The organism is Gemmata sp. (genome assembly GCF_051859125.1).
Classification (GTDB): Bacteria; Planctomycetota; Planctomycetia; order Gemmatales; family Gemmataceae; genus Gemmata.
The window spans coordinates 22,741-48,745 of sequence record NZ_JBHYGG010000255.1 but is presented as its reverse complement, the minus strand read 5'-3'; the positions used below and the strand labels follow the sequence as shown (position 1 = coordinate 48,745).

Annotated in this window: 18 protein-coding genes and 1 pseudogene; 11 read left to right on the top strand and 8 right to left on the bottom strand. The window is 71.9% G+C overall.

Annotated features, from left to right (window positions below):
* From ACTIGN_RS23200 to ACTIGN_RS23180, 5 genes and pseudogenes are all read left to right on the top strand, one after another.
* A pseudogene (locus ACTIGN_RS23200) lies at positions 1-514 on the top strand (hypothetical protein); the annotation flags it as partial.
* Positions 515-965: 451 nt separating this feature from the next.
* The gene (locus tag ACTIGN_RS23195; protein WP_439628288.1) at positions 966-3,440 is read left to right on the top strand and encodes a DUF1592 domain-containing protein; all 2,475 of its coding nucleotides are present in this window, start codon (positions 966-968) and stop codon (positions 3,438-3,440) included.
* A gap of 57 nt (positions 3,441-3,497) precedes the next feature.
* Positions 3,498-4,757, top strand: coding sequence for a DUF1552 domain-containing protein (locus ACTIGN_RS23190; protein ID WP_439628286.1), 1,260 nt, complete (start codon positions 3,498-3,500; stop codon positions 4,755-4,757).
* Between the two features lie 216 nt (positions 4,758-4,973).
* Positions 4,974-6,818 carry a serine/threonine-protein kinase gene (locus ACTIGN_RS23185; protein ID WP_439628284.1) on the top strand — a complete coding sequence of 615 codons (1,845 nt, stop codon included), beginning with the start codon at positions 4,974-4,976 and terminating at the stop codon, positions 6,816-6,818.
* Positions 6,819-6,824: 6 nt separating this feature from the next.
* The gene (locus ACTIGN_RS23180; RefSeq protein WP_439628282.1) at positions 6,825-10,217 is read left to right on the top strand and encodes a tetratricopeptide repeat protein; all 3,393 of its coding nucleotides are present in this window, start codon (positions 6,825-6,827) and stop codon (positions 10,215-10,217) included.
* A gap of 187 nt (positions 10,218-10,404) precedes the next feature.
* On the opposite strand, the gene ACTIGN_RS23175 is transcribed toward ACTIGN_RS23180, so the two are convergent.
* Both ACTIGN_RS23175 and ACTIGN_RS23170 read right to left on the bottom strand, forming a co-directional pair.
* Entirely contained in the window at positions 10,405-10,821 is a 417-nt protein-coding gene (locus ACTIGN_RS23175; RefSeq protein ID WP_439628280.1) for a hypothetical protein, read from the bottom strand.
* A 36-nt stretch (positions 10,822-10,857) separates the two neighbouring features.
* The gene (locus ACTIGN_RS23170; RefSeq protein WP_439628278.1) at positions 10,858-11,829 is read right to left on the bottom strand and encodes a DUF1559 family PulG-like putative transporter; all 972 of its coding nucleotides are present in this window, start codon (positions 11,827-11,829) and stop codon (positions 10,858-10,860) included.
* 225 nt (positions 11,830-12,054) lie between these two features.
* Here ACTIGN_RS23170 and ACTIGN_RS23165 point away from each other — a divergent pair, with 225 nt between their 5' ends.
* From ACTIGN_RS23165 to ACTIGN_RS23150, 4 genes are all read left to right on the top strand, one after another.
* Positions 12,055-12,609, top strand: coding sequence for a sigma-70 family RNA polymerase sigma factor (locus tag ACTIGN_RS23165; RefSeq protein WP_439628276.1), 555 nt, complete (start codon positions 12,055-12,057; stop codon positions 12,607-12,609).
* Entirely contained in the window at positions 12,606-14,279 is a 1,674-nt protein-coding gene (locus ACTIGN_RS23160) for a LamG-like jellyroll fold domain-containing protein (protein WP_439628274.1), read from the top strand. Before ACTIGN_RS23165 ends, ACTIGN_RS23160 begins: the two co-directional genes overlap by 4 nt.
* A gap of 50 nt (positions 14,280-14,329) precedes the next feature.
* Positions 14,330-15,412 carry a metallophosphoesterase gene (locus ACTIGN_RS23155; RefSeq protein WP_439628272.1) on the top strand — a complete coding sequence of 361 codons (1,083 nt, stop codon included), beginning with the start codon at positions 14,330-14,332 and terminating at the stop codon, positions 15,410-15,412.
* Positions 15,413-15,476: 64 nt separating this feature from the next.
* Positions 15,477-17,069: an alkaline phosphatase D family protein gene (locus tag ACTIGN_RS23150; RefSeq protein WP_439628270.1), complete on the top strand. Its 1,593-nt coding sequence runs from the start codon at positions 15,477-15,479 to the stop codon at positions 17,067-17,069.
* A gap of 617 nt (positions 17,070-17,686) precedes the next feature.
* Here ACTIGN_RS23150 and ACTIGN_RS23145 read toward each other — a convergent pair.
* The 4 genes from ACTIGN_RS23145 to ACTIGN_RS23130 form a co-directional block, all read right to left on the bottom strand.
* Complete coding sequence (locus ACTIGN_RS23145; RefSeq protein ID WP_439628268.1) at positions 17,687-18,295, bottom strand: peroxiredoxin family protein; 609 nt, start codon at positions 18,293-18,295, stop codon at positions 17,687-17,689.
* A 130-nt stretch (positions 18,296-18,425) separates the two neighbouring features.
* The gene (locus tag ACTIGN_RS23140) at positions 18,426-20,069 is read right to left on the bottom strand and encodes a VTT domain-containing protein (RefSeq protein WP_439628266.1); all 1,644 of its coding nucleotides are present in this window, start codon (positions 20,067-20,069) and stop codon (positions 18,426-18,428) included.
* Entirely contained in the window at positions 20,069-20,812 is a 744-nt protein-coding gene (locus ACTIGN_RS23135; protein WP_439628264.1) for an NRDE family protein, read from the bottom strand. Before ACTIGN_RS23135 ends, ACTIGN_RS23140 begins: the two co-directional genes overlap by 1 nt.
* Complete coding sequence (locus tag ACTIGN_RS23130; protein WP_439628262.1) at positions 20,800-21,342, bottom strand: DinB family protein; 543 nt, start codon at positions 21,340-21,342, stop codon at positions 20,800-20,802. The genes ACTIGN_RS23135 and ACTIGN_RS23130 overlap by 13 nt, the downstream gene beginning before the upstream one ends.
* Positions 21,343-21,434: 92 nt before the next feature.
* On the opposite strand from ACTIGN_RS23130, the gene ACTIGN_RS23125 reads away from it, so the two are divergent.
* Both ACTIGN_RS23125 and ACTIGN_RS23120 read left to right on the top strand, forming a co-directional pair.
* Entirely contained in the window at positions 21,435-23,333 is a 1,899-nt protein-coding gene (locus ACTIGN_RS23125) for a sigma 54-interacting transcriptional regulator (RefSeq protein WP_439628260.1), read from the top strand.
* A 202-nt stretch (positions 23,334-23,535) separates the two neighbouring features.
* Complete coding sequence (locus ACTIGN_RS23120; RefSeq protein WP_439628258.1) at positions 23,536-24,087, top strand: RNA polymerase sigma factor; 552 nt, start codon at positions 23,536-23,538, stop codon at positions 24,085-24,087.
* A gap of 12 nt (positions 24,088-24,099) precedes the next feature.
* On the opposite strand, the gene ACTIGN_RS23115 is transcribed toward ACTIGN_RS23120, so the two are convergent.
* The gene (locus ACTIGN_RS23115; RefSeq protein WP_439628256.1) at positions 24,100-24,576 is read right to left on the bottom strand and encodes a DoxX family protein; all 477 of its coding nucleotides are present in this window, start codon (positions 24,574-24,576) and stop codon (positions 24,100-24,102) included.
* 175 nt (positions 24,577-24,751) lie between these two features.
* The gene (locus ACTIGN_RS23110) at positions 24,752-25,603 is read right to left on the bottom strand and encodes a PP2C family protein-serine/threonine phosphatase (RefSeq protein WP_439628254.1); all 852 of its coding nucleotides are present in this window, start codon (positions 25,601-25,603) and stop codon (positions 24,752-24,754) included.
* Positions 25,604-26,005 lie beyond the last annotated feature (402 nt).

Genomic DNA, 26,005 nt, shown 5'->3' with positions numbered 1-26,005 from the left:
GATCTGCGGGCCGTGGACGGGCCGGCCGACGCGCCGACCGCCCCGCCCGGCCCCGCCGCCCGGCCCCGACCCCACGACCGCGGCCGCCCTGAAGGACCTGATCGACCGGCTCGTGGCCGGGTCCCCGGAGTGGCGGCGGGCGCGCGTCCCCGGGATCGCGGTCGACTACCCGCGGCCCGCAGTGGACGCGGTGGTCGGGGCGGTCGTCGCCGCACTGCTCCGAACCCGGACCCCCGCCCGTCGGGCCGCCCTGTCCGAGGTGCTGGTCGCGCTCGGGGCTGCCGCGGTGCGGGCGGTCGTCGCCGCCCTGGCGTGTACCGGCTCGGGTGCTCGCGAAGCGGTGCTGGGCGGGGTGCTGGAGGGCATCGGGCCTGCGCTCGTCCCGGGCGAGCGGACCCGCCTGGCGATGGACCTGCAGATCGCGGTGGCCCGGGCGACCGACCCGGCCGCGGTCGAGGCCCTGGCCCGGGCCATCGCCGCGGTCCGCATCGCCCAGGAGGACGAGCGCCGGTGACGGTGCGGGCGGGACCAGCGGTCCTCGCTCCCGTCCCGGCGACGGGACGCACCGGCCGGTACTTGACCGCCCGTGTTGGTCGATGACCGCGGGTGGCCGGCCGGTGCCCTGGTGCCGGCACGACGCCCTCAACCTGACCGGGCGAGGGCGCCCTGGCAGAACGGGACGCCCCGCCCCCCGATCGGGCCACCGGCACGTGTCCGATCGAATCTCCAGTCCCCGCGAGCAACCGGACCGCCCCGCCTTTGGGGGCCGCGACACGACCCACGAGGCGGTCGCGCCGGGAACGAGGGTGTTGAAGCAGATGGGGCGGCCCGGGCGCCCCTGACGCCCTCCGGCGGCGTGTGCGAACGGGGGCACCGATTCTCAGAAAAGTTCGACACGCCGGCCGACCGGCGGGGTTAAAGTGGGGCACCTGTTCCGCACCCGCTCCGGCCGACCGCCCCCACCCATGATCCGAGCCACCCTCGTCCCGCTCGCCGCCGCGCTCGTCCTCGCCCCCCCGGGCGCACGGGCCGCCGACCCCGCGTTCGCGGCCGCGGTCAGGCCGTTCCTCGACGCGCACTGCGTCGACTGCCACGGCCCCGACGTGCAGAAGGCGAGGCTCCGGCTCGACGACCTCGCCCCCGACCTCGGCGACCCGCGAACGGCCGCCACCTGGACCGCGGTGTACGACAAGATCGCGTCCGGCGAGATGCCGCCGAAGAAGCGCGAGCGGCCCGCGAAGGCCGACCTCGACGCGGCGACCGCCTGGCTCCGCACCGAACTCCACGCGGCCTCGCTGGCGCGGCAGGAGAAACTCGGCCGGGTCGCCGTGCGGCGGCTCAACGGCACCGAGTACGAGAACACGGTCCGCGACCTCCTCGGTACCGGCGTGCGGCTCAAGGAGTTGCTCCCCGAGGACAACTCGGCCGCCGGGTTCGACAACGTCGGGGCGGTGCTCGACGTGTCGGCCACGCACCAACTGCTGTACCTCGAAGCCGCCGACCGGGCCGTCCGCTCGGTCGTCCCGCCGCACCCGCCGGTCCCGTTCGCCGACCGGCGCACCGGGAAGGAAGTGACCGAGAAGGGGCCGAACTTCAAGCAGGCGCTAACCCGCACCTGCTACCTCAAGGACGACGCGCTCGTCATCTATAGCAAGCTCCCGCGGTACGGCTTGTTCCAGACCGCATCGGTGCCGACCGCCGGGCGGTACAAGGTGCAGGTGTCGGTCGCCGCGGTCGGGGTCGACAACAAGTCGGTGCCGGCCGCGTTCATGCTCGTCGGGCAGGGCCGCGAGGACCCGGTGCTGCGCGAGATGCGCGACGTGAAGCCCGGTAAGCCGACCGTCATCGAACTGGAGGTCGACCTGGAGCGCCGCGAGGCGTTCGTGGTGAACCTCCTCACGAGCTGGGACATCCGGGCGACCAAGAAGCCGATCGAGGAGCACACCGGCCCCGGGCTGCTCGTCGAGTGGGTCAAGATCGAGGGGCCGGTCGGTGCGTGGCCCCCGAAGAGCTACGACACCCTGTTCGCCGGGGCGCCGCTGAAGCCGCGCTCGGTGGCGAAGGCCGAGAGCGAGGGGAAGGCCCCGCCGAAGATCGCACCGAACCGGAGCGAGGCCGCGTGGGCCGGCGACCCGCTCGTGCCCGCGTCCGCGAAGCCGAAGGAGGACGCCGAGCGGTTGATCCGCGGGTTCCTGCCGCGGGCGTTCCGGCGGCCGGTGCCCGAGGACGTCGCGAAGCCGTTCGTGGCCCGGGTCCACGACCGGCTCGACAAGGGCGAATCGTTCCTCGACGCGATGACCTACGGGTACAAGTCGGTCCTCGCCTCGCCGCACTTCCTGCTCCTCGCGGAGCCGACCGCGACCGGCCCGGCGCTCGACGACTACGCGGTCGCGGCCCGGCTCTCCTACTTCCTGTGGTCCACGCTCCCCGACGACGAGTTGCTCGCCCTCGCGAAGAAGGGCGAGCTCACGAAACCGGCGGTGCTGCGGGCGCAAGTCGAGCGGATGCTCGCCGACCCGAAGGCGCAGCGGTTCACCGAGAACTTCGTGGGCCAGTGGCTCGACCTCCGCAGGATCGCCGCGACCATCCCGGACCCGCACCTGTACGCCGACTTCGACGGCACCCTGCTCTGGGCGATGCCCCGCGAGACCACGCTGTTCTTCGACGAGGTCCTCAAGCACGACCGGAGCCTGCTGGAGTTCATCGATTCCGACTGGACCATGCTGAACGAGCGGCTCGCCAGGCACTACGGCATCCCCGGGGTCTCCGGGAACGACTTCCGCAAGGTCGCACTGCCGCCGGGGAGCCACCGGGGCGGGGTGCTGACCCACGCGAGCGTGCTGAAGGTGACGGCCGACGGCACCCGCACCTCGCCGGTGCTCCGGGGCACCTGGGTGCTGCACAAGATCGTCGGCCGGCCGCCGGCCCCGCCCCCGCCGGACGTCCCGAGCATCGAGCCGGACATCCGCGGGGCCACGACGGTGCGCCAGCAACTCGACAAGCACCGCAACGTCGCGGCGTGCGCGGCGTGCCACGTCCACATCGACCCGCCGGGGTTCGCGCTGGAGAGCTTCGACCCGATCGGCGGGTGGCGCGCGTTCTACCGGGCGAGCACCCGCACCCCGAAGGGGGCGGTGGCCCTGCCGGGGTACACGGGCCGCCCGGTCTTCCGCGGGCCGGACGTGGACCCCACCGGCGAGACGCACGACGGCAAGAAGTTCGCCAACATCGACGGGTACAAGGCGCTGCTGCTCGCCGACAAGGACCAGGTGGCCCGGAACCTCGCCGAGAAGTTGCTCGTGTACGCGACCGGGGCCGACGTCCAGTTCGCCGACCGCGAAGTCATCGAACGGATCGTGGCCGCGGTCCGCGACAAGAAGTACGGGTTCCGCACCCTCGTCCACGAGGTCGTGCAGAGCCGGGCGTTCCTGAACAAGTAGCCCGGGGGTCGCCCGACCACCTGGTGGATTTCGTGCCTTCCCCCGAGAGAGTTCCCGATGCCGCTCAGGCCCCTCGACCGCCGCACCCTGCTCCGCGCCTCGGGCGTCGCCATCGGGCTGCCGGTCCTCGACGCGATGCTGCCGGCCCGGGTGCGGGCCGCCGACGCGAGGGCGGTCGCGCCGCGGCGGGTGGTGCTCGTCGGCCGGCCGCTCGGGATGTACGCCCCGTTCTTCTTCCCGGAGAAGGCGGGCAAGGACTACGAGCCGAGCCGGTACTTGAAGGTGCTCGAGCCGCACCGGGACCAGTTCACCGTGTTCTCGGGGGTCTCGCACCGGTACCCCGCGGGGCACTTCGCCGAGGTCGGGCTGTTCACCGGGGTCCACCCCGACAACATCCGCCCCAACGAGATCCGCAACGGCGTCTCGCTCGACCAGGAGGTCGCCGCGCACGTCGGCGGCCACACGCGGTTCCCGTCGCTGGTGCTCGGCGGCGGCGACGCGGCCTGGAACCGCCGCGGGGTGCGGGTGCCGGCCCAGGCCCGGGCCACGCAGGTGTTCAAGCAGTTGTTCGTCCGCGGGACGCCGGACGAGGAGGCCCGCGAGCTGCGCCGCATCCGCGACGGGCGGAGCATCCTCGACGGGGTCCGCGAGCAGGTCGCCACGCTCAACACGAAGCTCGGCGGGGCCGACCGGGTGCGGCTCGAACAGTACCTGGCGTCGGTCCGCGAGGCCGAGCAGCGGCTGCAGCAGGACGAGACGTGGGTCAAGGCGCCCAAGCCCGAGGTGAAGCCCGCGGCCCCGGTCCAGGACTTCGGCGGCCCGCAGCTGCTCCAGCGGAGCCGCCAGTGGTTCGAGCTGGTGCGGCTCGCGCTGGCGACCGACTCGACCCGCGTGGTGTCGCTGCACCTGGGGTCGCAGGAGCGGCCCGAGATCGAGGGGGTCACGCTCCCGCACCACGACGCCTCGCACCACGGCCAGGAGCCGACCAAGCTCGAACAGCTCGCGCTCATCGAGGAGGCCGAGCTGAAGGTGTTCGGCGAGTTCCTCGACAAGATGAAGGCCGGCACCGAGGGGGGCGACACGCTCCTGGGCCGGACCGCGGTCGTGTACGCGAGCAACCTGGGCAACTCGTCGTCGCACGACAACACCAACCTCCCGGTGCTGCTCGCCGGGGGCGGGTTCAGGCACGCCGGGCACGTCGCGTTCGACCGGAAGAACAACACGCTCCTCTCGAACCTGTACGTCCGGGTGCTGCACCAGACGGGCATCGAGGCGAAGGCGTTCGGGGTGAGCACCGGCGTGGTGTCCGAGGTGTGACGCCGGGGCCCTCGTGGTCGCGTTCCGATGACCCCGCCGGCGACGGCCGGCACCCACTCGGCCCGGGTCACGGACCCGGTCACGGGGAACGCGACCGGGGGACCCGAGTGCCCCACCAACTCCAGCGGGCGTCGGCGTCTGGCTTTCCAGGCGCACTTCGTTTACCCTCACCATCGCGTCCCCTCTCCGGCACCACGGCCCGAGCACTCGTACGCCATGCCCCACGACGATGTCAGCGACGCCCTCGCCGATTGGCAGCGAAGGCATGCGAGCGGTGACCCCGTGACGCCGGAAGAGTTGTGCAAGGACACTCCCCAACTCCTCCCCGAACTCCGCGGCCGCATCGCTGCCGTCCGCGCCGCCGAGCAACTCGCGCAAACTCACACCGCCGGCACCGACGGGATCGGTGCCGGAGGCACGCTCAGCGACGGCCGCACCCCCGCGCCCACGTTCGGGGGTCTCACGGTGGTGCGGGTGATCGGCGAGGGCGGAATGGGTCGGGTTCTCGAGGCGCACGACGCGAAGCTCGGCCGCCGGGTCGCCGTCAAGGAGATGAGGCCGCAACTCGCCGCCGACGCCCACTCGCGAGAGCGGTTCCTCCGCGAGGCCCGCGCCGCGGCCGCCGTCCGGCACGACCACATCGTTCCCGTCTACCACGTCGGCGAGCGGGACGGTGCCCCGTTCCTCGTCATGCCGCTGCTCGAAGGCGAATCGCTCGCCGATCGGCTCGCGCGAGCGAACGGCCCGTTGCCGCCCGGCGAGGTCGCCCGGCTCGGTCGGGAAGCGGCGCTGGGGCTCGCCGCGGCGCACAAGGCCGGCCTCGTCCACCGCGACATCAAGCCCGCGAACCTCTGGCTCGAAGCGCCCCACGGGCGACTCCTGGTCCTCGACTTCGGACTGGCACGCTCGGTCGACGGCGTTGATGGCATGACCCTCGAGGGGTCCGTCCTGGGGACACCCGGCTATCTTGCCCCCGAGCAAGCCAACGGGTTGCCCGTGGACGGGCGGGCCGACCTGTTCAGCCTGGGCGTGACGCTCTACCAGGCGGCGACCGGCACGCGGCCGTTTCAGGGCCCGACGCTGACCGCGGTGCTGCGTGCGGTCGCGGAACACCACCCGCAACCGCCACACGAGGTGAACCTATCGGTGCCGGCGGTGCTGTCGGACCTCATCATGCGGTTGCTTGCGAAGAACCCCGTTGATCGCCCCGCGACAGCGACTGCGGTAGCGGAAGAACTCGCCTCTCCGCTGCCGTCCGATTCTCAGCGCGCGACCGCACTGTTCCCGACGCCCCCGCCGACCGCGACCGGCAAGCCTCGACGAATGGGGATCGTCGCGGGGATTGGGGTTGCCGCACTCGCACTGGTCGTCGCGATCTGGGTGCTCACCCGTCCGGGTACGCAGCCGGTCGCTGTCGACAAGGACTCACCGGTCGGTCCTGCTCTCACGCCCGTCCCGCCCCCGGTCCCGCCGGTCCGGTACCGTGGCAGCGTGGACGTGAAGGTGGAACGCGGGACGCGACTGGTGCGGTTGACCGAGCCGGGGGCGCTGCCGCTGCGTCCGCAGGACAAGTTCGTGATCGAGGGCCGCGTGGAACCGGCGGCGTACCTGTACCTGCTGTGGGTGGACCCCGAGCACGACGTGACGCCGGTGTACCCGTGGAACCCCGAGAAGGGGTGGGGCAGTCGGCCCGCGAAAGAAGTGCCCACCGTCCGGCTGCGGTTGCCGGCCGCGGGCGAGACGTATCGCGCCCCGAACTCGAAGCCCGGCGTGGCGACGATGGTGCTGTTCGCCCGCGCGACGCCGCTCGACGCCCCCGACGACGAGGTGCGGAAGTGGTTCGAAACGCTCCCCGAGTTGCCGCTGCCCGCGAGCGGGGAGGGCTCGGCCGTGTGGTTCGACGACTACACCGAGTGCGACGACCCGAACCGGCTGAGGACGTTCGAGAAAGTCGCCCAGGACGACCCGTTCGCCCGCTGGCAGGGTCAGTTGCGGAACTCGCTTGAGGGGAAGGCCGCATTCCAGTCCGCCGTGAGTTTCGCCCGCACGGGCAGAAAGTGAGCGCCCATGAATCGCCTCGTGATGTTCCTGCTCTGCGCCACCGCGTGCGTGCTGCTGTGCGCCCCCGCGAACGCCGACGACCCACCCAAGAAGCTCACGCCCGAGGAACGCAAGGCTCTGATTGCCAAGGTGGCCGAGTTGAGCAAAGCGGGTTTCAAGGCGCACCAGGCGGGCCAGGTCGCGGAGGGCACGAAGGCATTTCAGGATGCGCTCGCGATCACACGCCGTGGATATCCAAAGGCCGATTTCCCCGATGGACACACCAACCTCGCCGCCAGCCTGAACAACCTGGGTATCGTGCTTCACGGTCAGGGGAAACCAGCGGAGGCGGAGCCTCTCTACAAGGAGGCGCTTGAGATGCGACAACGTCTCTTCAAGGGCGACCACCCCCAAGTGGCCGCCAGTCTGAACGACCTGGGGGTGCTGCTCCAGGTTCAGGCAAAGCTGGCGGAGGCGGCGCCACTCCTCAGGGACGCACTTGCGATGCACAAGCGTCTGTTCAAGGGCGACCACCCCCAAGTGGTCAGCATCATGAATAACCTGGCGGCACTGCACAATGCTCAGGGGAAACCAGCGGAGGCGGAGCCTCTCTACAAGGAGGCACTTGAGATGCAAAAACGTCTCTTCAAGGGCGACCACCCCCAAGTGGCCGCCAACCTGAACGACCTGGGGGTACTGTTCCAGGTTCAGGGAAAGCTGGCGGAGGCGGAGCCGCTCCTCAGGGACGCACTCGCGATGCACGAGCGTCTGTTCAAGGGCGACCACCCCCAAGTGGCAGCCAGCCTGCAACGGCTGGGGGTGCTGCTCCAAGTTCAGGGAAAAGTAGCGGAGGCGGAGCAACTCCTCACGGACGCACTCGCGATGCACAAGCGTCTATTCAAGGGCGACCACCCTGACGTGGCCGATAGTATGATCAACCTCGGAGTGCACCACAATGTTCAGGGGAAGTGGGCGGAGGCGGAGCCGTTTTACAAGGACGCTCTCGCGATGCGGAAGCGTCTGTTCAAGGGCGACCACCCTGACGTAGCGGGCGACCTGAATAATTTGGCGAAACTGCTAAATGACCAAGGGAAGTCGGCGGAGGCGGAGCCGCTCCTCAGGGACGCACTCGGGATGTGCAAGCGTCTGTTCAAGGGCGACCACCCCCTGTTAGCCGCCAGCCTGTGCAACCTGGGGGCACTGCTCAGTGATCAGGAGAAGTTGGCAGAGGCGGAGTTGCTCTACAAAGAAGCACTCGACATGAACAAACGTCTGTTCAAGGGCGACCACCCCGAAGTGGCCGCCAGCCTGTGCAACCTGGGGGCACTGCTCAGTGATCAGGAGAAGTTGGCAGAGGCGGAGTTGCTCTACCAGGATTCGCTCGCGATGTGCAAGCGCTTGCACAAGGGAGACCACCTCCTCGTGGCCTCCACTCTGGGCAACTTGGCGTCACTGCACAACTCCCGGGGGAAGTGGGCAGAGGCGGAAAAGTTCCACCAGGATTCGCTCGCAATGTGCAAGCGTTTGTACAAGAGCGACCACCCCCTCGTGGCCACCAGTCTGGTCAACCTGGCGTCACTGCACAACTCCCGGGGGAGGTGGGCGGAGGCGGAAGGCCTTCTCCGCGAGAGTTTGGGGATCACCCGACGACTCGTCGCGACCTACGCATGCCAAAAGTCCGAAGGGGAGACGTTAACGTTGATTTCTTCGAGGGAGACCGCGCTCTCAGCGCTTCTCTCGAACGCACGGGGACAGGGATCACCGGCATCGACGGTGTACCCCGACGTGTGGCTCGAGAAGGGGGCAATCGCCCGCATCTTCGAGCAGCGTCAACTCCGGGCCCGCGCGGCCGCGACCGACCCGGCACTCGCCCTGCAACTCGCGGAACTGACCGACGCCCGTCGCCGTCGCGCCGAGTTGCTCCTCGCGCCCGCGACCAAGGACCCCGGCACCCTCACCAAACGCGCCGACGACCTGAAGGTGCTGGAGGCGAAGATTCGCGCGTTCGATGCGACACTTTCTCAGCGGCTGCCCGCGGCCGCCCGAACCGAGAAGCTCAACGCCGCCACGGTCGCCGACCTTCAGAAGGCCCTCCCCGCCGACGCCGCGGTCGTCGACTTCCTCCGCTACACGTTCTTCGAGTACGACAAGGACAAGCCCGGCAAGGCCGGCGAGAAGCGAACCGCACGCTACGTCGCGTTCGTCGTGACGGGGGACACGCTGGCGTGGGTCGATCTGGAGACGGCCGCCCAGATCGACGCGGCAGTGGGTGCGTGGCGTGGGGCCATCACCTCGGGCAAGGACATCCCCGCCGACGTCCCCGCGAAGGTCCGCGAACTCGTCTGGGCCAAGGTGCGGAAGGAGATCCCCGCGGGGGTCAAGACGCTGTACATCTGCCCGGACGAGGCTCTGTGCCGCGTCCCGTGGGTCGCGTTGCCCGGCGACAAGCCCGGCACGATCCTGCTCGAAGAGTACGCCATCGCGGCCATCCCGCACGCCCCGTTCCTGCTCGACAAGCTCTGGCCGCAGGACGCGCCGAGGAACCCGTCCGCGGCCGTGCTCGCGGTCGGCGGCGTGAAGTACGACGCGGAACTCACCTCACCCGTGCCGAACGCCATTGCGTCGCGCGGCGACCCGCTGCTCAAGCCCGGCGCCCAGCCGGGTTGGGGGTTCCTGCCCGGCACGGTCGCGGAGGTCAGCGGCGTCACCGCCGGCGCCGTGCGCAAGAAGTTCCCGGTGACCCGCATCGAGGGCGACGCCGCGACCCCCGCCGCGGTGCTGGCTGCGCTGCCGAAGGCGGGGCACGCCCACTTCGCCACGCACGGGTTCTTCTCCGACCCGACGTTCCGGTCCGTGTTCCAGCTCGACGAGAAGGACTTCGAGAAGTCGCTGCGGGGCGAGCGCATCGGGAGGGCCGCGAACAGCCCGCTGGTGATGACGGGGCTGGTGTTCGCCGGCGCGAACAACCCGAAGACGCCGGGCCGCGGCATCGTGACCGGCGAGGCCCTGGTCGATCTGGACCTGAGCGGGCTGGAACTCGCGGTGCTCAGCGCGTGTGAGACGGGCCTGGGCGACGTGGCGGGCGGTCAGGGCACGTTCGGGTTGCAGCGGGCGTTCCACTACGCCGGCGCGAGCAACGTCGTGGCGTCGCTGTGGAAGGTTCCCGACCAGCCCACGGCGGCGGTGATGGCCGAGTTCTACCGCAACCTGTGGGAAAAGAACCTGTCGCCCCTGGAGGCGTTGCGTCAGGCCCAACTGACGATCTACCGCAACCCCGGCAAGATCGGGGACCTCGCGGCGGGCTTCCGGGGGAAGTTCGAGGTCGTGCCGGGTGCCGCGGACGAGGGGCCGGTGACCACGGGCACCACGACCCACCCGCTCAAGTGGGCCGCGTTCTCGCTCTCGGGCCTGGGGCGGTAGCCGGGGAGGGGAACGAGCCGAGCGTGGTCGCCGGCGGGCACATGGCCGGCGCACATGGTTGTGCGGGCCATGTGCCCGTGCCGTCTCGTGCGACTGCAGCGGGCCGGACAGCCGTTCCCCCGGAGTAGCCCCGGCACCGGCGTGGAACCGGGCGACCACCTCGGCCTGTGGCCGGGCCGGCTGCACATCACGGAGCCGCGCCCCACCCGCCCCTGGGCTCCCGGACGCGGGCGCTTTCGGGGACGGTCAGTTCGAGTTGGTTCGGCCCCGGCTTCAACTCGGCCCGGACCTCGAACCGCAGGCACACCGGGACGCCCTGGGGGAACCGTTCGCTCGGCTCGCCTCTTCCGTCGATCCGCAACACCACCGGTCCGCTGGCCGCCCCCTGCCCGCCGTCCCGAGTGTCGAACCGGCCGTCGCGGATCGGGGCGTACCCCTGCGTCGCGGAAGGCGAATCGAGCGCCTCGATGGTCACGTACCCCGCCGGGATGGGCTTGTCCCCGATGCGGATCGTCCCGGACACCGGGTACTGGTCGGGGGTGCCGCCGCAGCCGGCGAGGGCCAGTGCTACGGGAACGAGCCACGCGGTTGTTCGTCGGGACACGGTGAATCCTCGGGTCAATGCGAAGGGGACGGTTCGTCACTCGGGGACCACTTCGCCCTCGGCGCGGCTGGCCATCGCCTTCAGGACGAGGATCGGCGTGGAGTTCGCCAGGAACCGGACCGAGCCGTCGCAGAACGCGAAGTTCGCGCCGCCCGTGTGGAGGCTCCCGAAGCTCACGTCGTTGAAGTTGAACGCCGACGAGTTGTACTCGCCCGCCGGGCTGTTGATCTCGGCGACCACGTTCTTCGTCGAGGCGCACCCGCGCGAGGCGGCCCCGAAGACGCCGAACGCGCACCCCCGCACCCACATGCGCTGCGCGTTGGTGTCCGACGTCTCGGCCGCGGTCCGGGTCGCGTACTCGCCGAACGCGAGCGTGGAACTGGTGCCGTCCGTGATCTCGCCGACGCGGCACCGCTTGTTCCAGCCCATCACGCCGAGCGCGGACGCGCCGCCCTGGAACGACGCGTCGTTCGTCTCGTACGCCGCCGGGGGGTAGGTCCCGCCGCCGAGCTTGGCCCCCTTCGGCCCCATCACCCCGTAGTAGTTCGTCGTCTGCTGGCGCACCCGCGGCTGGCCGGCGGCGACGAGCGTGTCTTCCGACGTGAGGAGACTCACCCGGGAGAGCGCGGTGGGGCACTGGTAGACCGGAACCGTGTTCACCGCGACGAGCTTGTTCGCCTGCGCGCTGAAGTTCATCTTCAGGTCGGCCGCGGCGTAGAGCGGCCCCTGTTCGATGTACGGGAGCAGGAAGACGTGAACGGACAGGCTCGGCGGGTTCAGGTTCGTGCCGCCGTCCGCGGGTCCGTCGCCGCCGGACGGGAACGCCTGCACCGCCGATTCGTGACTGTGCATCCCCAGCGCGAGCTGCTTCAGGTTGTTCTGGCACTTCATCCGCGCCGCCGCCTCCCGCACCTTCTGAACGGCCGGCAGCAGGAGCCCGATGAGTACGGCGATCATCGCGATCACCACGAGCAGTTCGATCAGCGTGAAGCCGGTGCGCCGCACCATTGGCCGTCTCCCGTTCCGCGAAGGCACCGCCGCCCACAACCGGGACGAGTACGCCCGGCGCCTTCGTGCGGCAGGTATCTGCCACGGCGGGGCGAATCTGCCATGAAGTCCCCGAGTAGAATTGGTGACTCGAAACTTCACGGGCCGCCGCCCGGTCCGCGCGAGAGAATCGGCCGCGGGCGGCATACTCGTGATTAGGACTTTGGCCCACGCAGGTGAGCGGCCATGAACCCCGGTGACGTTGCGGCGATCGTCCGCGCGGTGCTCCAAGGCGACCGCGACGCGTTCCACCGGCTGGTCGCCGCGTTCGGCCTGCCGCTGCGGAGCTACCTCGCCGGCCAGGTGTACCGCCTCGACGACGTGGACGACATCGCCCAGGAGGTGTTCATCACCGCGTACCGGAACCTCGACCGGTTCAGCCCCGACGGCAGCTTCGCGGCCTGGCTCCGGGGGATCGCGCGGAACGAGGTGCTGATGTACTTCCGGTCCGAGTCGCGCCGGGAGTCGCTCCTGGACCGGTTCCGGGGCGAGGTGGCGCAGGCCGTCGGGGTCGAGTTCGACCGGAGCACCGCCGAGGACCGCACCGAGGTGATCGAGCGGCTCCTCCACTGCGTCGCGCGGCTGCCCGAGCGGCTGCGGCGGGTCGTCCGGGCGGGCCTCGCCGGCACGAAGGCCGCGGCCCTGGCCGCCGAGCTGGGGACCAGCACCGCGGCCGTCTACAACCTCCACTACCGGGCCAACCAGTTGCTCCGAACCTGTCTCCAGAAGGAGCCCTCGTGACGCCCGAGACGCCCGAGGCGAACGAGCACGATCTCGCCGAACTGGTGGCGGCCTGGCTCGGCGCGCCGGTCCCCGACGACCGCCGGGCCGCGCTGCTCGCGCGGCTCGGCCGCGACCCGACCTTCCGGGCCGCCGCCGCCGAGCAGGTGCGGCTCCTGGGGATGCTCCAGGTCGTGCGGGCCGGTGCCCCGCGCTGGCTGCGGTTGGAGGACGAACTCGGGTGGAGCGCGGAGCCCCCGCCCGCGGCCCTCGGGGACGCGGTCGCCGCCAGGATCGCCCGGATGGAACTGGAGCCGCGGCCGCGGCCCGCCCGCAAGCGGACCCGGTGGGCCGCGGTCGCCGCCGCGGTCGCGGCAACGGTAATCGCGGCCGTGGCGCTCCTGACCGGCGGCCGGGCGACCGGACCCGCGGACCGGATCGCGGTGGTCGCCCACCTCGGCAACGCCGTGTGGGAGGGCGACGGCCCGGCCGAGCGCGCCGTCGTCGGGCCGGGCGTCCTCGCGCTCCGCACGGGCAGCGTGACCCTCGCGCTGTTCAACGGCGTCACCGTTCACATGGAAGGGCCGGCCCGGTTCGAACTCCAGTCGCTGGACCGGGTGTACTGCCGCAGCGGGAAGTTCCGGATCAACTCGCCGGCCGAGGCGCACGGGTTCGTCGTGGCGGCGAACCGAACCGAGTTCAGCTCGGCGGCCGAGTTCGCGCTAACCGTGGACGGGGCCGGGACCGCGTCGGTCGCGGTCGCCGATGGCCGGACCAACGTGTGCCTCCTGAACCGGAGCGGACGAACGATCCGCACGGAAGCGCTGTTCGGCGGCCAGGCGGCGCTGGTCGCCGACGGCACCCTCCAGCCGCTCGCCGCGCCCCAGCCCGAGGGGCGGTTCATCGGCGCGATCCCGGTGATCGCGTCGCCGCTCCCGCTGTCCCCGACCTACGCCCAGACGGTCCTCGCCGCCCGGCCCGCCGCGTACTGGCGGTTCGAGTCCGCCGCGGACCGGGCGGTCGGCAACGAGGTCGCGGGGGGGCCGCCCCTGCGCATCGTCGGCGACGCGGCCCTCGGCGAGCGCGCCGACGGGAACCGCGGCCTCTCGCTCCCGCACCCGACCGAGGAGGTGCTGCACGGCGCGATCACGGAAGGGGCGTGGGCCCCGCGCGGCCGCGAGTACACGGTCGAGTGCTGGGCGATGCCGCGCCTGGTGCGGCAGGCCTCGGTGCTGGGCATGGTCGCGGCGGAGGGCGGGAACAACACCGCGTCCGACCGGCACGGACTGCTGCTCGAACTGACCGGCCAGCCGTCGCCGTACCGCCACCCCTCTCGTACCGTCCGGGCGCTGCACCGCCTCCCGGCGGGCAAGGGCCGCGGCGTGAACCTGTTCGCCCCCGGCCAGTACCTGCCGTACTCGTGGCAGCACCTCGTGCTGCGGCAGTCGGGCCCCCGCCTCGAACTGTACGTCAACGGTGAACTGGCCGGGCTCGGCGCGCCCAGCGACGACGGCCCGTTCCCGCGGTGCCGGATCGTCCTCGGCGCGCTGCACGCGAGCCAGGACGGGAACACGTTCAGCGGCCGCCCGTTCGTGGGCGCGATCGACGAGGTCGCGGTGTACGACCACGCCCTCGCGCCCGAGGAGATCGCCCGCCACCACGCGCTCGGGTCCGGGAGCGGCCCGCAGTGAGCGGCGCGCCCGGTGTCCTGGACCGCGCACACCTAACCGATGGACGAGACATGTTCGAGACGGATCGCCGGGCCTTCCTCACACGGGCCGCGCTCGCACCGCTCGCACCGCTCGGTGCCGCCCTCGCCCGGGGCGACGCACCGGACCCCTACGCGGACGCCAGGCTGATCGACGGCGAGCCGCCCGCGCCCGCGGCCGGCTCGTTCACCGTCGCGGTCCTCCCCGACACGCAGCACTACAGCGAGAAGTACCCGGCCACGTTCCTCGCACAGACGGACTGGATCGCGAAGGAGCGGAAGAGCCGGAACATCGCGTTCGCCCTTCACCTGGGCGACGTGACGAACCGGAACACGGCGGCCGAGTGGCGGACCGCGGCCGGGGCGCTGGCCGCGCTGGACGAGGGCGGCGTCCCCTACGCCTTCTGCCCCGGCAACCACGACTACAGCGAGGGCGGGCTCTGCAAGGACCGCACGACGCTCCTCAACGAGCACCTGCCGGTGAAGCTGTTCAAGTCCCGGCCGACGTTCGGGGGGACCTACGACAAGGAACCGGACCGGATGGAGAACAGCTTCCACCTGTTCACCGCTGGCGGCCGGGACTTCCTGGTCCTGGCGCTGGAGTTCGGGCCGCGCGCCGACGTCCTCCGCTGGGCCAACGCGGTCGCCCGACAGCACGCAACGCGCGAGACGATCCTCATCACCCACGCGCTGATCTTCCACGACGACACGCGGTACAACTGGAAGAAGTTCGGCACCGAGCAGCGCTGGAACCCGCACGCCTACCCGGTCGCGAAGGCCACGGCCGACGACGTGTCGGACGGCGAGGAACTGTGGGACCGGCTCGTCTCGAAGCACGAGAACTTCGTCCTGACGCTCAACGGGCACGTCCTGGTCGACGGCCTCGGCCGCGTGACGACAGCGACCCCGGGGGGCCGGGCGGTCCCGCAGGTGCTGGTGAACTTCCAGATGCGGCCGAAGGGCGGCGACGGGTGGCTGCGGCTGCTCGAGTTCAAGGCGGACAAGAAGACGGTCGAGGTGGTCGACTACTCGCCGGTGCGGAAGCAGCGGAACGAGTCCCCGCAGAACCGCTTCACCCTCGAACTCGCCGCGGTCGCCCCACCGGCGAAGAAGTAACCGATCCCCGCGAACCGGGCCGCCGCCCGGTTCCCACACGTTCCCACACGAGAGCGCGACACCGATGCCGACCGCTGCCGACTTCCGCGCCGCCGTTCGCCGCGAGGGCGGCCTGAGCCGGAGACTCTTCCTGGCCTCCGGCGCGACCCTCTCGGCGCTCGTCTCGCACGCGCAGCACGGCTCCGCGACCGCCCCGAAGGTCGCGTTCCCGGCCGACCCGTTCACGCTCGGGGTCGCGTCCGGCGACCCGCTGCCGGAGGGCTTCGTGATCTGGACCCGGCTGGCACCCAAGCCGCTCCAGCCGGACGGCGGCATGCCGCCGGAGGCGGTCGAGGTGCGGTGGGAACTCGCCGACGACGAGCAGTTCAAGACGCGGATCGCCTCCGGGGCCGCGGTCGCGACCCCGCAACTCGGGCACTCGGTTCACGTCGAGGTGGACGGCCTGAAGCCGGACCGCTGGTACTTCTACCGCTTCCTCGCCGGGGACGCGACCAGTGCGGTCGGGCGCGCCCGCACGGCCCCGGCCCCGGCGGCCGCCCCGGAGAAGTTGCGGTTCGCGTTCGCCTCCTGCCAGCACTACGAGTACGGCCTGTTCACCGCCTACGAGCAGATGGCGAAGGACGACCTCGACCTGGTGTTCTTCCTCGGCGACTACATCTACGAGCGCGAGGGGAAGGACAAGTTCTTCCGCAAGCACCCGACGGGGAAACTGTTCACCCTCGCCGACTACCGGTGCCGGCACGCGCTGTACCGGTCCGACCCGCTGCTCCAGCGCGCCCACGCCCGGTGCCCGTGGGTGGTCACGTGGGACGACCACGAGGTGGAGAACAACTACGCCTCCGCCGCCTCCGAGCGCGCGGGCGCGGACCCCGCGGAGGTGCTCGAGATGCGCGCCGCGGCCTACCAGGCGTATTACGAGATGATGCCCCTGCGGAAGCGCTCGGTGCCCCGCGGGCCGGACATGAAGCTGTACCGCACGCAGGGCTTCGGCCGGCTCGCGTCGTTCCAGGTGCTCGACACGCGACAGTACCGCACCCGGCAGCCCAACGGGACGAAGCCGGGCGACATCAACGACGACGCGCTGAGCCCGAAGAACACCATGCTCGGGGCGCACCAGGCCGGCTGGCTGAAGGGGGCGCTGCTGAAGTCGACCGCCACGTGGAACGTGCTCGCGCAGCAGGTCATGATGGGAATGGTGGACCGGTCGGCGGGCGACGACAAGCGGTACTCGATGGACCAGTGGCCGGGGTACGCCAGCGAGCGGATGGCGCTCGTGCGGTTCCTCGCCGAGCGGCGCGTGCCCAACCCCGTCGTGCTGACCGGCGACATCCACTCGAACTGGGTGAGCGACCTCCGCGTGGACGACCGGAAGCCGGAGACCCCCGTCGTCGCCACCGAGTTCGTGGGGACGAGCGTCACCAGCGGCGGGAACGGGCTGGACAAGCCGAAGGACCTCGACGCGCTCGCCGCGAAGAACCCGTGCGTGCGCTTCCACAACCGGCAGCGCGGCTACGTCCGCTGCACGGTCACGCCGAAGGAGTGGAGGAGCGACTTCATGGTGGTCGCGGACGTCACCCGCCCCGGCGTGCCGGCGGCGCTCCGGGCGGCGTTCGCGGTCGAGGCGGGCACGGCCGGTGCCCGTCCCGTCGTGGGGTAAGTGGTGCCGAATCTCGTGGGTCAGAACGGCACGTCCCGTAGAAGGGTTCACTCCCGGCCGCGTGCGTCTCCCTCGGCAGCGAATTTCGGGGCGGCTGAGTTCAGGCAGTACCACGGTCAGGACCGCCGCTGGCCGGGAGCGAGTTGCCCGGTCGCCGGCCCCGTCGGTAGTGAGTCGCCCGAGCCGCGGACTGTCCGTACCTCCCCGGTTGCTGGAAGACGCCGCCCGGCGGTCCACGGGTTCGGCCAACTCACGGCCGGGGTGGCCCGCAAGACCGCCGCCGGGAAGTCGTTGGCCGTCGCGGGACTCGACCCGGCCGAAGGCGTGCCGCGGAACGTGCAAGGCGCCCGGGCCGCCCGTGGGGTGCTCCCGCCGGACCGACCCCGGCGCACGGAACCACGACTGCCTGACGCGCGAGCACCTCCGGGTGCGGGGCTACGAGCGCCACAAGTCGGAGCGTTGGCCGGGGCGGGAGGGCCGGCCGAGCCGGCCTGATGAGCCACGCACGCACCCCCGCGGCCCCGCCCGCTCGAGTGGGTGCGGGTGCAAGCACTCCGTTGATTTGGTAGTGTCGGCGAGCCGCTTTGGTACGAAGTCAACAACGCACCGGACCGCCGCTACCGCGCGCCGACCGCCTTCAGCACGTCGTCCACCTTCGACCGGTCGCCGTGAGTCGTACTCACCTTGGCGAATGTGACCTTGCGCTTCGAGTCGAGCGCGAACGTCGACGGGTACGCCGTCTCGCTCCTGGCGTCCCACCGCAGACCGTACGCGTTCGTGAACGCGTAGTCCGGGTCGGTCACCAACGTGAAGTGTGCCGGGTAGTCCTTGCCCTTCACGAACTCGGCGGCCTTCTCCTTCAGCTTGTCGGCCGGGCCGGGGTAGACCAGCACCACCTGCGTCCCGGCCTTCTTGAACTCGTCCGCCTTGCCCAGCAGTCCGCCGACCTGCGCGGTACAGAGCGGGCACTGGTACCCGGGGTACCCGCGGAGCACCACGAGCACCACCGGCCCGGCGTCCGTCAGCTTCGACAGCTTGACCGTTTCGCCGCCGATCGCAGTCAGCTCGAAGTCCTTCGCTTCCTCGCCGACCTTCGGGCCGGGCGCGGCCTTCGGTTGCGGCTGCCCCGGGAGCGGGGCGGCCGCCGTGCAGCCCGCGAGGGTCGCCGCCACGAGCGCCGCAGCGACGGCCACGCGGGCGGCGGTGAACGGGAACGGGGTCGTCATCGGCAGGTCTCCTCGTCACGGGGCCGCGGCGGGCACCACGCCCGCGAGGCAGGGGTGTTGATGCCGCCGCGGGCCGGCGGGTTACAGGGAAACCGCGACCCGAACCGCACGGCTCGACGCCCGAAGGCGGTCAGTCGGCGAGCGGGTCGGCCACCCGGTCGCGGTAGTGCGCACGGACCAGTGCCAGCACGTCGCGGAGGGGGGTCGGGCGGTGCCCGCGGCGCTGGTTCTCGCGCCCGATGCGGAACAGGATCGCCAACTGCGCGAACAGCGTCCGGTAGGCGCGCCACAGCGGCCACGACGGGTCGTACAGGTTGGTCGATTCCGAGGTCGCGCCGTTCAGTTCGATGACCGCGAACCCGCGGCCCGCACGGAACTCCTCCTCGCTCGAAAACCGCACGTCGAACCGGCCAATGTGGAACCCCTCGAACGACCTCGCGATCGCGTCGATCGTTCGCTCGAGTTCGGGCGTGACGAGGTGCGCGCCGTCGCGGAACAGCGTACCCTGGCAGTGGTTCCCGGCCAGCGCCAGCGGGAACCGCTCGCCGCCGGCGAGCACGCGGGTCGCTTCGTTCGCGTGGCGGGTCAGGAACGTGACCGCTTGCATCCGGTACCGAGGGTGCGCCCAGATCAGCTCTTCGACCGTGGACCGGCCGTCCCCGACCAGCACCGGGAACACCTTGTCGGTGACCGAGAAGATGTGCCCGGTCGCTTCCCCCGGCACCCGGTAGTAGAAGACGCCGGCCTCGAACGGCCCCGGGTGGTGCGGCTGCGCGATCACCGGGTCCGGGTTCGCGCGCAGGTACTTTTCAACCGCGGCCGCGTCGCGACACATCTTCACGCCCGCGCCGCGCTGCCCCGCGTCTGGCTTGAGAACGAGCGGGTACGCCCACCCGCGCTCGGCGACCGCCGCAAGGGCCGATCGCACCCGCGGGCCGGTGTCGCCCGCCGGGATCAGGAGCGTGGGCACGGTCCACTCCCGGGGCAGCCGCGCCAGGATGTCGGCCTTCGACTCGCCGACCACGCCGCCCGCCGGGATGCCGGGGTTGGCCGCGGTCCACACGGTCGGCCCGCGGTACCGGACCGAGAGCCACGCGTACCACGGCACGGCCGGCAGGTAGAACGCCCACGCCGGCCAGAACTCCCACCGCCACAGTTTCGAGACGCCGGCCGCCAGCGCCGCGCGCCCGACGGGCGTGCCGAACTTCGGGAGCACCCGCAGGCCGAAGAACACCGCCGCGACGACCGCCGGGAGCAGAACCCAGCCGACCCGCGACGCCCGCACGAGCGGCCCGACGACGGCGTCGCCCAGCAGCGCGACCGTCACCACCAGGACCGGGGTCCAGACGAGCGCCGCGACGAGCGCCCACCCGAGTAACCGGTACCAGCAGGCACCCAGAATGCCGGCGGCGAGGAACAGCGGCACCCGAGTGCCCGGCAGGAACCGCGACACCACCGCCGCGCGCCCGCCGTGCCGGCACAGCAACCCCTCGACCTCGGCCAACCGCCCCGCGGGCAGGAGCCGGCGCGTCCACCGCCACCGGAGCGCCCCGCTCCCGGCGGTCCGGCCGACCGCCCACACCCCGAAGTCCCCGGCGACGATGCCCACGAAGCAGCCGCCGAGGCCCACCGGCCAGGTCACCTGGCCGGTGCCGAGCAGCAGCCCGACCGCGACGCACGTCAGGTCTTCCGACACGAACGTGGCGAACACGATCCCGAGGAACACCGCAAGCGGGGCCGCCATTGCCGGGTCGAACGGGAGTCCGAGCGTCATTACGGGCACTCCACCGCGAGCGGGAGCGCGAGGGCCACGGCGTCCGACGGCGCGTCGGGTGCGCCGGGGTGGTAGGTGAACGTCGCCACCCCGGCGCGGAGGTCGATCACGGAGCGGCTCACGGTGCGGGCGCCGGCCCGGACCAGGTTCACGCTCAGGTGCTCGCGCCCGGGCCAGCGGGAGCGGTGGAACCAGTCCTGTGCCCGGTCCCACTGCGCCGGCGGCGCGGAGAACAACTCGTCGAACAGCGCCCGGCGGGGCGCGTCCGCCAGCGCGTCGCCGAGGCCCGACGACGTGTACATGTGCGGGGACGTGCCGAGCAGGTGCGAGGCGACCATCGGGTCGCGCCCGTCCCACCGTACGTCGGCCAGGACGCCGCACCCCAGCACGACCAGCCGGAACGGGGCGAAGTCGCCGTACCCCAGCGACTGTTCGAGGGCGGCGAGGGCCGCGGCCGGCGAGTCGCAGTGGAGGAGCGCGGGGATCACCTCGCCCCGGCTCCGCGCGGCCGGCCCGGCGGCCGGGGGCGACGGGTTCACGTTCAGCAGCGCGAGAACCAACCCGGCGTCGTTCACCGCCAGCCAGGTGCCCCCGGACGGCGGGTCGAGCGGCAGCACCGCGGCCCGGCTCCCGAACCGCCGGACCCGTGGGGGCAGCCCGGCCGCACGGGTCGGCGACTCGTCCCGGTTGAACTCGACCCGCACCACATCAGCGGTGAGCGGGACGATGCTCAGCGTACACACGTGCGCCTCCGCCTGTCGGCGATCGTCGAAGGGGCGTACCCGAAGTCGGCGGCCGCGGCGGCACCGATCACCTTCAACATAACGCGGATGAGGGCGTTGTGGTGGACCGTGTGGCCGGCGACGAACGCCACCTCCCGCTCCGCGCTGGTCGCGGCGACGACCGGCGGAAGGTCGGGCGCGACCAGGGCCGAGAGCGTCACGGTTCCGGGAACGTCCGCCCACGGGAACGCCGCCAGTTCGCGCTCGAGCCGCAGGATCTCGCCCAGGGCCGCGGCACGGTCCCGCTCGACGGCGGTGCCGCGGTCCCGGTGGTCGTAGCACACCGCGCCGCCCGGGAGCCCGCGGAGCAGCGCCGCGACGTGGTCCAGGTTGTGCCGCACGTGCCCGCCGATGCCGCTCTCCACGGCCCCGACCGGTGCCCGCGCGTACTGCTCGTCGGTCAGCGACTCGATCAGGTCGGACAGTTGGCGCAGCAGCCCCACGAGCGGGCGAACGGCCCCGGGCTCGGGCGGGCGGGCGGGTTCGATCACGGCATCGCCTCCGAACGGTGCGGGGTGTCGCAGCGTACCGCGCGTACGGATACGATGCCGCCAGCCCCGACCCGGTTACACGCAGGGGACCGATGCCAGACCCCGTTGAACCCGCGGACCGCGCCGAACTCGCCGCGCTGCGCGCCATCGTCGAGGGCACCGCCCGGCACACCGGCGAAGCGTTCTTCCGCTCGCTCGTGCGGAACCTGAGCGCCGCGACCGGCGTGCCGAACGCGTTCGTCGCCGAGTTCGCCGGGGTGAAGACCCGCGTCCGCACGCTGGCCCTCTGGAGGGCCGGGGCGGTGCTGCCCAACGACGAGTGGGACCTGTCCGGCACCCCGTGCGAGGACGTGCTGAACGGGAACACCTGCCACCACCCGATGGGCGTGCGGCACAAGTTCCCGACCGACCCCGGGTCCGCGGACGTGGAGAGCTACCTCGGGGTCCCGCTCCGCGACGCGACCGGGGACGTGCTCGGGCACCTCGCAGTGTTCGACACCCGGCCGATGCCCGCGGAGCCGCGGCTCCTGTACACGTTCCAGATCTTCGCCGCCCGCGCCGCGGCCGAACTCGACCGGCTCCGCACGGACCGGATGCTCCGCGAGAGCGAGGCCCGGTTCCGCGACCTGTTCGAGGAGGCGCCGATCGCGTACGTCCACGAGGACCTGCAATCGCGGTTCATCAGCGCCAACCGCACGGCGCTGCGGGTCCTCGGGCTCACGCCCGGGGAGGTCGCCGGCACGGTCGGGACGTCGCTGGTGCCGGACACCCCGGACGCGCAGCGGCGGGTGAGGGAGGCGTTCGCGTCGATCGGCACCGGCACCGACCCGGGCGGCGTGGTGCTCGAACTCCGCCGCAGGGACGACGGCCGGCCCATCTGGGTCAGGTGGTGGTCGCGGCCCGACCCCGGCGGCGCGTTCACGCGCACGATGTTCATCGACGTCACCGAGAGCGTGCTGCTGGAGCGCGAGCGGGCGCGGCTCCTGCAGCAGAACGTCTACCTCCAGGAGGAGATCAAGTCGGCGCACAACTTCGACGAGATCGTGGGGCAGAGCCCCGCGCTCGTGGCGGTGCTGCAGCGCGTCGCCCGGGTCGCCGCGACCGACGCCACCGTGCTCATCACCGGCGAGACCGGGACCGGCAAGGAACTCGTCGCGCGGGCGATCCACTCGGCCGGCCCGCGGAGGGGGAAGCCGCTCATCAAGCTGAACTGCGCCGCGCTCCCGGCGGGCCTGGTGGAGAGCGAACTGTTCGGCCACGAGAAGGGGGCGTTCACCGGCGCGGTCGCGCGCAAGCCGGGGCGGTTCGAGCTGGCCGATGGCGGCACGCTGTTCCTGGACGAGGTCGGCGAGTTGCCGCCCGAGACGCAGGCCAAGTTGCTCCGCGTGCTCCAGGAGCGCGAGTTCGAGCGGGTCGGCGGAACGGTGCCGGTGAAGGTGGACGTGCGGGTGATCGCCGCGACCAACCGCGCCCTCGCGGAGATGGCCGCGGCGGGGACGTTCCGCGGGGACCTGTTCTACCGGTTGAACGTGTTCCCGGTCCGGCTCCCGCCGCTCCGCGAGCGGCCCGGCGACATCCCACTCCTGGTGCGGTTCTTCCTGGCCCGGTTCGCCGGCCGCCTCGGCGCGCGGGTCGAGCGCGTTAGCCCGGACACGCTCGCCCTGCTGACCGCGTACCGGTGGCCCGGGAACATCCGCGAACTCGAGAACGTGATCGAGCGCGCGGTGATCCTCTCGGACGGCCCGGACCTGGAGATCGACCCCGAGGTGCTGCCGGTCGCGGCCCCGCTCGCCGACTCGGACCCCTCGGTCCCGGGCGGCACGCGCCTTGCCGACGTCGAGAGGGGTCACATCCTCGGTGTTCTGAACCAGGCGGGGTGGGTGATCGAAGGCCCGAACGGTGCCGCGAAGGTACTCGGCCTGCACCCGAACACGCTCCGCAGCCGCATGAAGAAGCTCGACATCGCGCGGCCCGACACCAGCGGGTCGTAGCCGTCCGCCCACGACATGTCGTGGGTGCCACGACGGGTCGTGGGCGTCCGCAGCGCGGCGGGGCAAGGGGCGGGCACCGCGGCCGCCCGAATTCGCGACGCGAACCCGCCGCGCCGTAAGCGCTTCCGTCGCCTCCCGCCGGCCGGTTCGCCCCCCGGCACGGCCCTCGCTATGGCCCCGGTGACCCCACCAGGAGCCGAGCATGTCCGCGTTCGACGAAGCCGCGTTGATCGTCCGCCTGCGGGCCGGCGACAGCGCCGCGTACGATCAGTTGTTCCGCACCCACTCCGGCGCGATGACGGCCGCGGCCCGGCGGTTCTTCGGCGACACCGAAGACGCGGCCGAGGCGGTCCAGGACGCGTTCGTGGCCGCGTTCCGGGCGATGGCCGCGTTCGAGGGGGCGGCCAAACTGAGCACCTGGCTGCACCGGATCACGGTGAACGCCTGCCTCCTGAATCTCCGCCGCCGCAAGCGGTCGCGTCTCGTTCCGCTGGAGGAGGGCACCGCCACGAGCGCACCGGGGTGCGACAGTGCGGTGTCGCAGGCCGAGACCTGCACCCGCGTCCGCGAGGGTGTGGACCAACTCCCGGAGGCGTACCGCGACGTGATCCGGTTCCGCGACCTGGAAGGGCTGAGCACGGAGGAAACCGCCGCCCGGCTCGGGGTAAAGAGCGGTGCCGTGAAGACGCGCCTGCACCGCGCCCGCCAGGCGCTCAAGACCGTTCTGGAGCCGCACCTCGCGAACGCGGTGTAGCCCCGCGGCCCGTCAGGCCGCCACGGACCCCCGCCCCCGGACACGATCGAGCAACGGCAACTGCCTCCAGCGCACGGCCAGCACGACGAGTGACCCGGCGGCGACGGTGACCGCCAGCGCGAACAGCAGCCCGCCGTCCCCCTCGCCGGTCGCCGGGTCCTTCACCTCGATGCCGAGGGCGGTGAGGTGCGTGAAGATCGCCCCGCTGATGACGGCCAGCGCCAGCACCGCGCCGACCGCGGCCGTGCGCGGGACCAGCAGCAGCGCGACGCACGCGAGTTCCGCGAGCCCGATCAGGGTCGCGGCCGGGCGGCCGCCGCGGCCCTCGAAGATGTACTGCGTTTCCGGCGGGTAGGTGAACTTGAAGAACAGTGTCTGCGCCAGGACCGCGGCCACTATGACCTGGGCCGCCCATGCGACCGTAGCCGCGGGCCGGGCCGCCCGACCCGCGACGGTGTGGGCGGCGTGCGGGGTCTGTTCAGCGGACATTCGGTGGTCGCTCCCAGCAGTGTTGGCGTCCCAGATCGGGCCGCGGCTACACCCTCTGATGTCTGGCGGCCCGCGCCGGTTACAGGCCCGCTACCGGCGCGGAATCGACCGCACCCCGGCGCGAGCGCGACTCGACGGACGGTCCATTCGCGCCGTCTATTGAGGTGCGGGGGTGCTACACCGACTTCAGCCCTAGCATCTTCGCGTAGATGGTCAGGTTCTCGCGGAACCCCGGGCGGCGGCCCGGTGCGGCGTTGTGGTGCATGAGAATGAACGTCGCGTCGTCGTCAACCGCACGCCCGCCGCGGAAGGCGTCCAGCGCGGCCACGAGCGCGTCCGGGACGGTCGTCGGGTCGGTGGTATCGAGTGCCGCGACGAGGGCGAGCAGCCCCTCCTCTCCGAGTTGAACGCCATCGGGGCTCTCCCCCTCGGTCAGCGCGTCCGTGTACAGGAGGAACAGGTCGCCGGGCTGGAGAACGATTTCGTGCCGCGTGTACGCCATCTCGGCGACGATCCCGAGGGGCAGGTCCTCGAGCGCGGCGGACGCGGGACCGTCGGGCTTGAGCACCGACCACGCCCCGGTCGCGGCCCTGCGCCAGAGCGGGCGCGGGTGCCCGGCGTTGGACACCGTCAGCGTGTCGTCGTCGGTGAGGTAGGTGGCGACGACCGCGGTGGCGAACCGGTTCATCTTTGCCAACTCGCCGAACTCGCGGTTCAGCGCCCCCACGAGCCGCGCCTGGTTCCGGCGGTTGATGTTCCGCCGCATCAGCCCGCGGAGCGAGTGCGCCAGGTCGGCGACGGACGCCCCGTGGCCGCAGATGTCCGCGAGGATGAGCCGGGTGATGGACCCGCCGCCGCACAGCGAGGCGTAGTACACGTCCCCGCCGTGGGTCGCCCGATCGTGCGGCCGGCTGTACACCCACACGTCCAACCCGGGGGTCGAGATGGACCGCTCCGCCGCCCGGCTCCCGCCCCAGATCTCCATGCACTGGAGCGTTCGGGCCGGGGTCGGGTGCGGGGTGGTCATCGCGTGCTCCGGTCTCGCTGGGGGCCACGGGTCGGCGCGCCGACCCGCCGACCCGCTCCCCGTTGGATGCGCGGGCACCGGCCGGGTTACACCGGCACCGCGTAACTCCGTGCGCGGCGCTCGCATCAGAACACAGACCAGTGTGACGCGCAGCCCTTACCGCGGAGACCTCACATGAGCGAACCCGATCGCCCCCGCACCACCCGGCGACGCTTCCTCGCCGGGGTCGCCGCCGGTGCGGCCGGTGCGGCGGTCGCGTACCGCGCGCTGCGGAACAACCCGATTCCTCAACCGACCCCAGGGGGCACCGACGTGACCGCCGAACCGAACCCGCGCCTCTTCAGCTTCGTGGGCGGCCCCACGGGTGCCTGGCGCGTCACGCTCATCAAGCCGTACCTCGGA

Coding starts and splice junctions, on each gene's coding strand:
- ACTIGN_RS23195 (WP_439628288.1), top strand. CDS start 966: ATGATCCGAGCCACCCTCGTCCCGCTCGCCGCCGCGCTCGTCCTCGCC.
- ACTIGN_RS23190 (WP_439628286.1), top strand. CDS start 3,498: ATGCCGCTCAGGCCCCTCGACCGCCGCACCCTGCTCCGCGCCTCGGGC.
- ACTIGN_RS23185 (WP_439628284.1), top strand. CDS start 4,974: ATGCCCCACGACGATGTCAGCGACGCCCTCGCCGATTGGCAGCGAAGG.
- ACTIGN_RS23180 (WP_439628282.1), top strand. CDS start 6,825: ATGAATCGCCTCGTGATGTTCCTGCTCTGCGCCACCGCGTGCGTGCTG.
- ACTIGN_RS23170 (WP_439628278.1), bottom strand. CDS start 11,829: ATGGTGCGGCGCACCGGCTTCACGCTGATCGAACTGCTCGTGGTGATC.
- ACTIGN_RS23165 (WP_439628276.1), top strand. CDS start 12,055: ATGAACCCCGGTGACGTTGCGGCGATCGTCCGCGCGGTGCTCCAAGGC.
- ACTIGN_RS23155 (WP_439628272.1), top strand. CDS start 14,330: ATGTTCGAGACGGATCGCCGGGCCTTCCTCACACGGGCCGCGCTCGCA.
- ACTIGN_RS23150 (WP_439628270.1), top strand. CDS start 15,477: ATGCCGACCGCTGCCGACTTCCGCGCCGCCGTTCGCCGCGAGGGCGGC.
- ACTIGN_RS23145 (WP_439628268.1), bottom strand. CDS start 18,295: ATGACGACCCCGTTCCCGTTCACCGCCGCCCGCGTGGCCGTCGCTGCG.
- ACTIGN_RS23140 (WP_439628266.1), bottom strand. CDS start 20,069: ATGACGCTCGGACTCCCGTTCGACCCGGCAATGGCGGCCCCGCTTGCG.
- ACTIGN_RS23125 (WP_439628260.1), top strand. CDS start 21,435: ATGCCAGACCCCGTTGAACCCGCGGACCGCGCCGAACTCGCCGCGCTG.
- ACTIGN_RS23120 (WP_439628258.1), top strand. CDS start 23,536: ATGTCCGCGTTCGACGAAGCCGCGTTGATCGTCCGCCTGCGGGCCGGC.
- ACTIGN_RS23115 (WP_439628256.1), bottom strand. CDS start 24,576: ATGTCCGCTGAACAGACCCCGCACGCCGCCCACACCGTCGCGGGTCGG.
- ACTIGN_RS23110 (WP_439628254.1), bottom strand. CDS start 25,603: ATGACCACCCCGCACCCGACCCCGGCCCGAACGCTCCAGTGCATGGAG.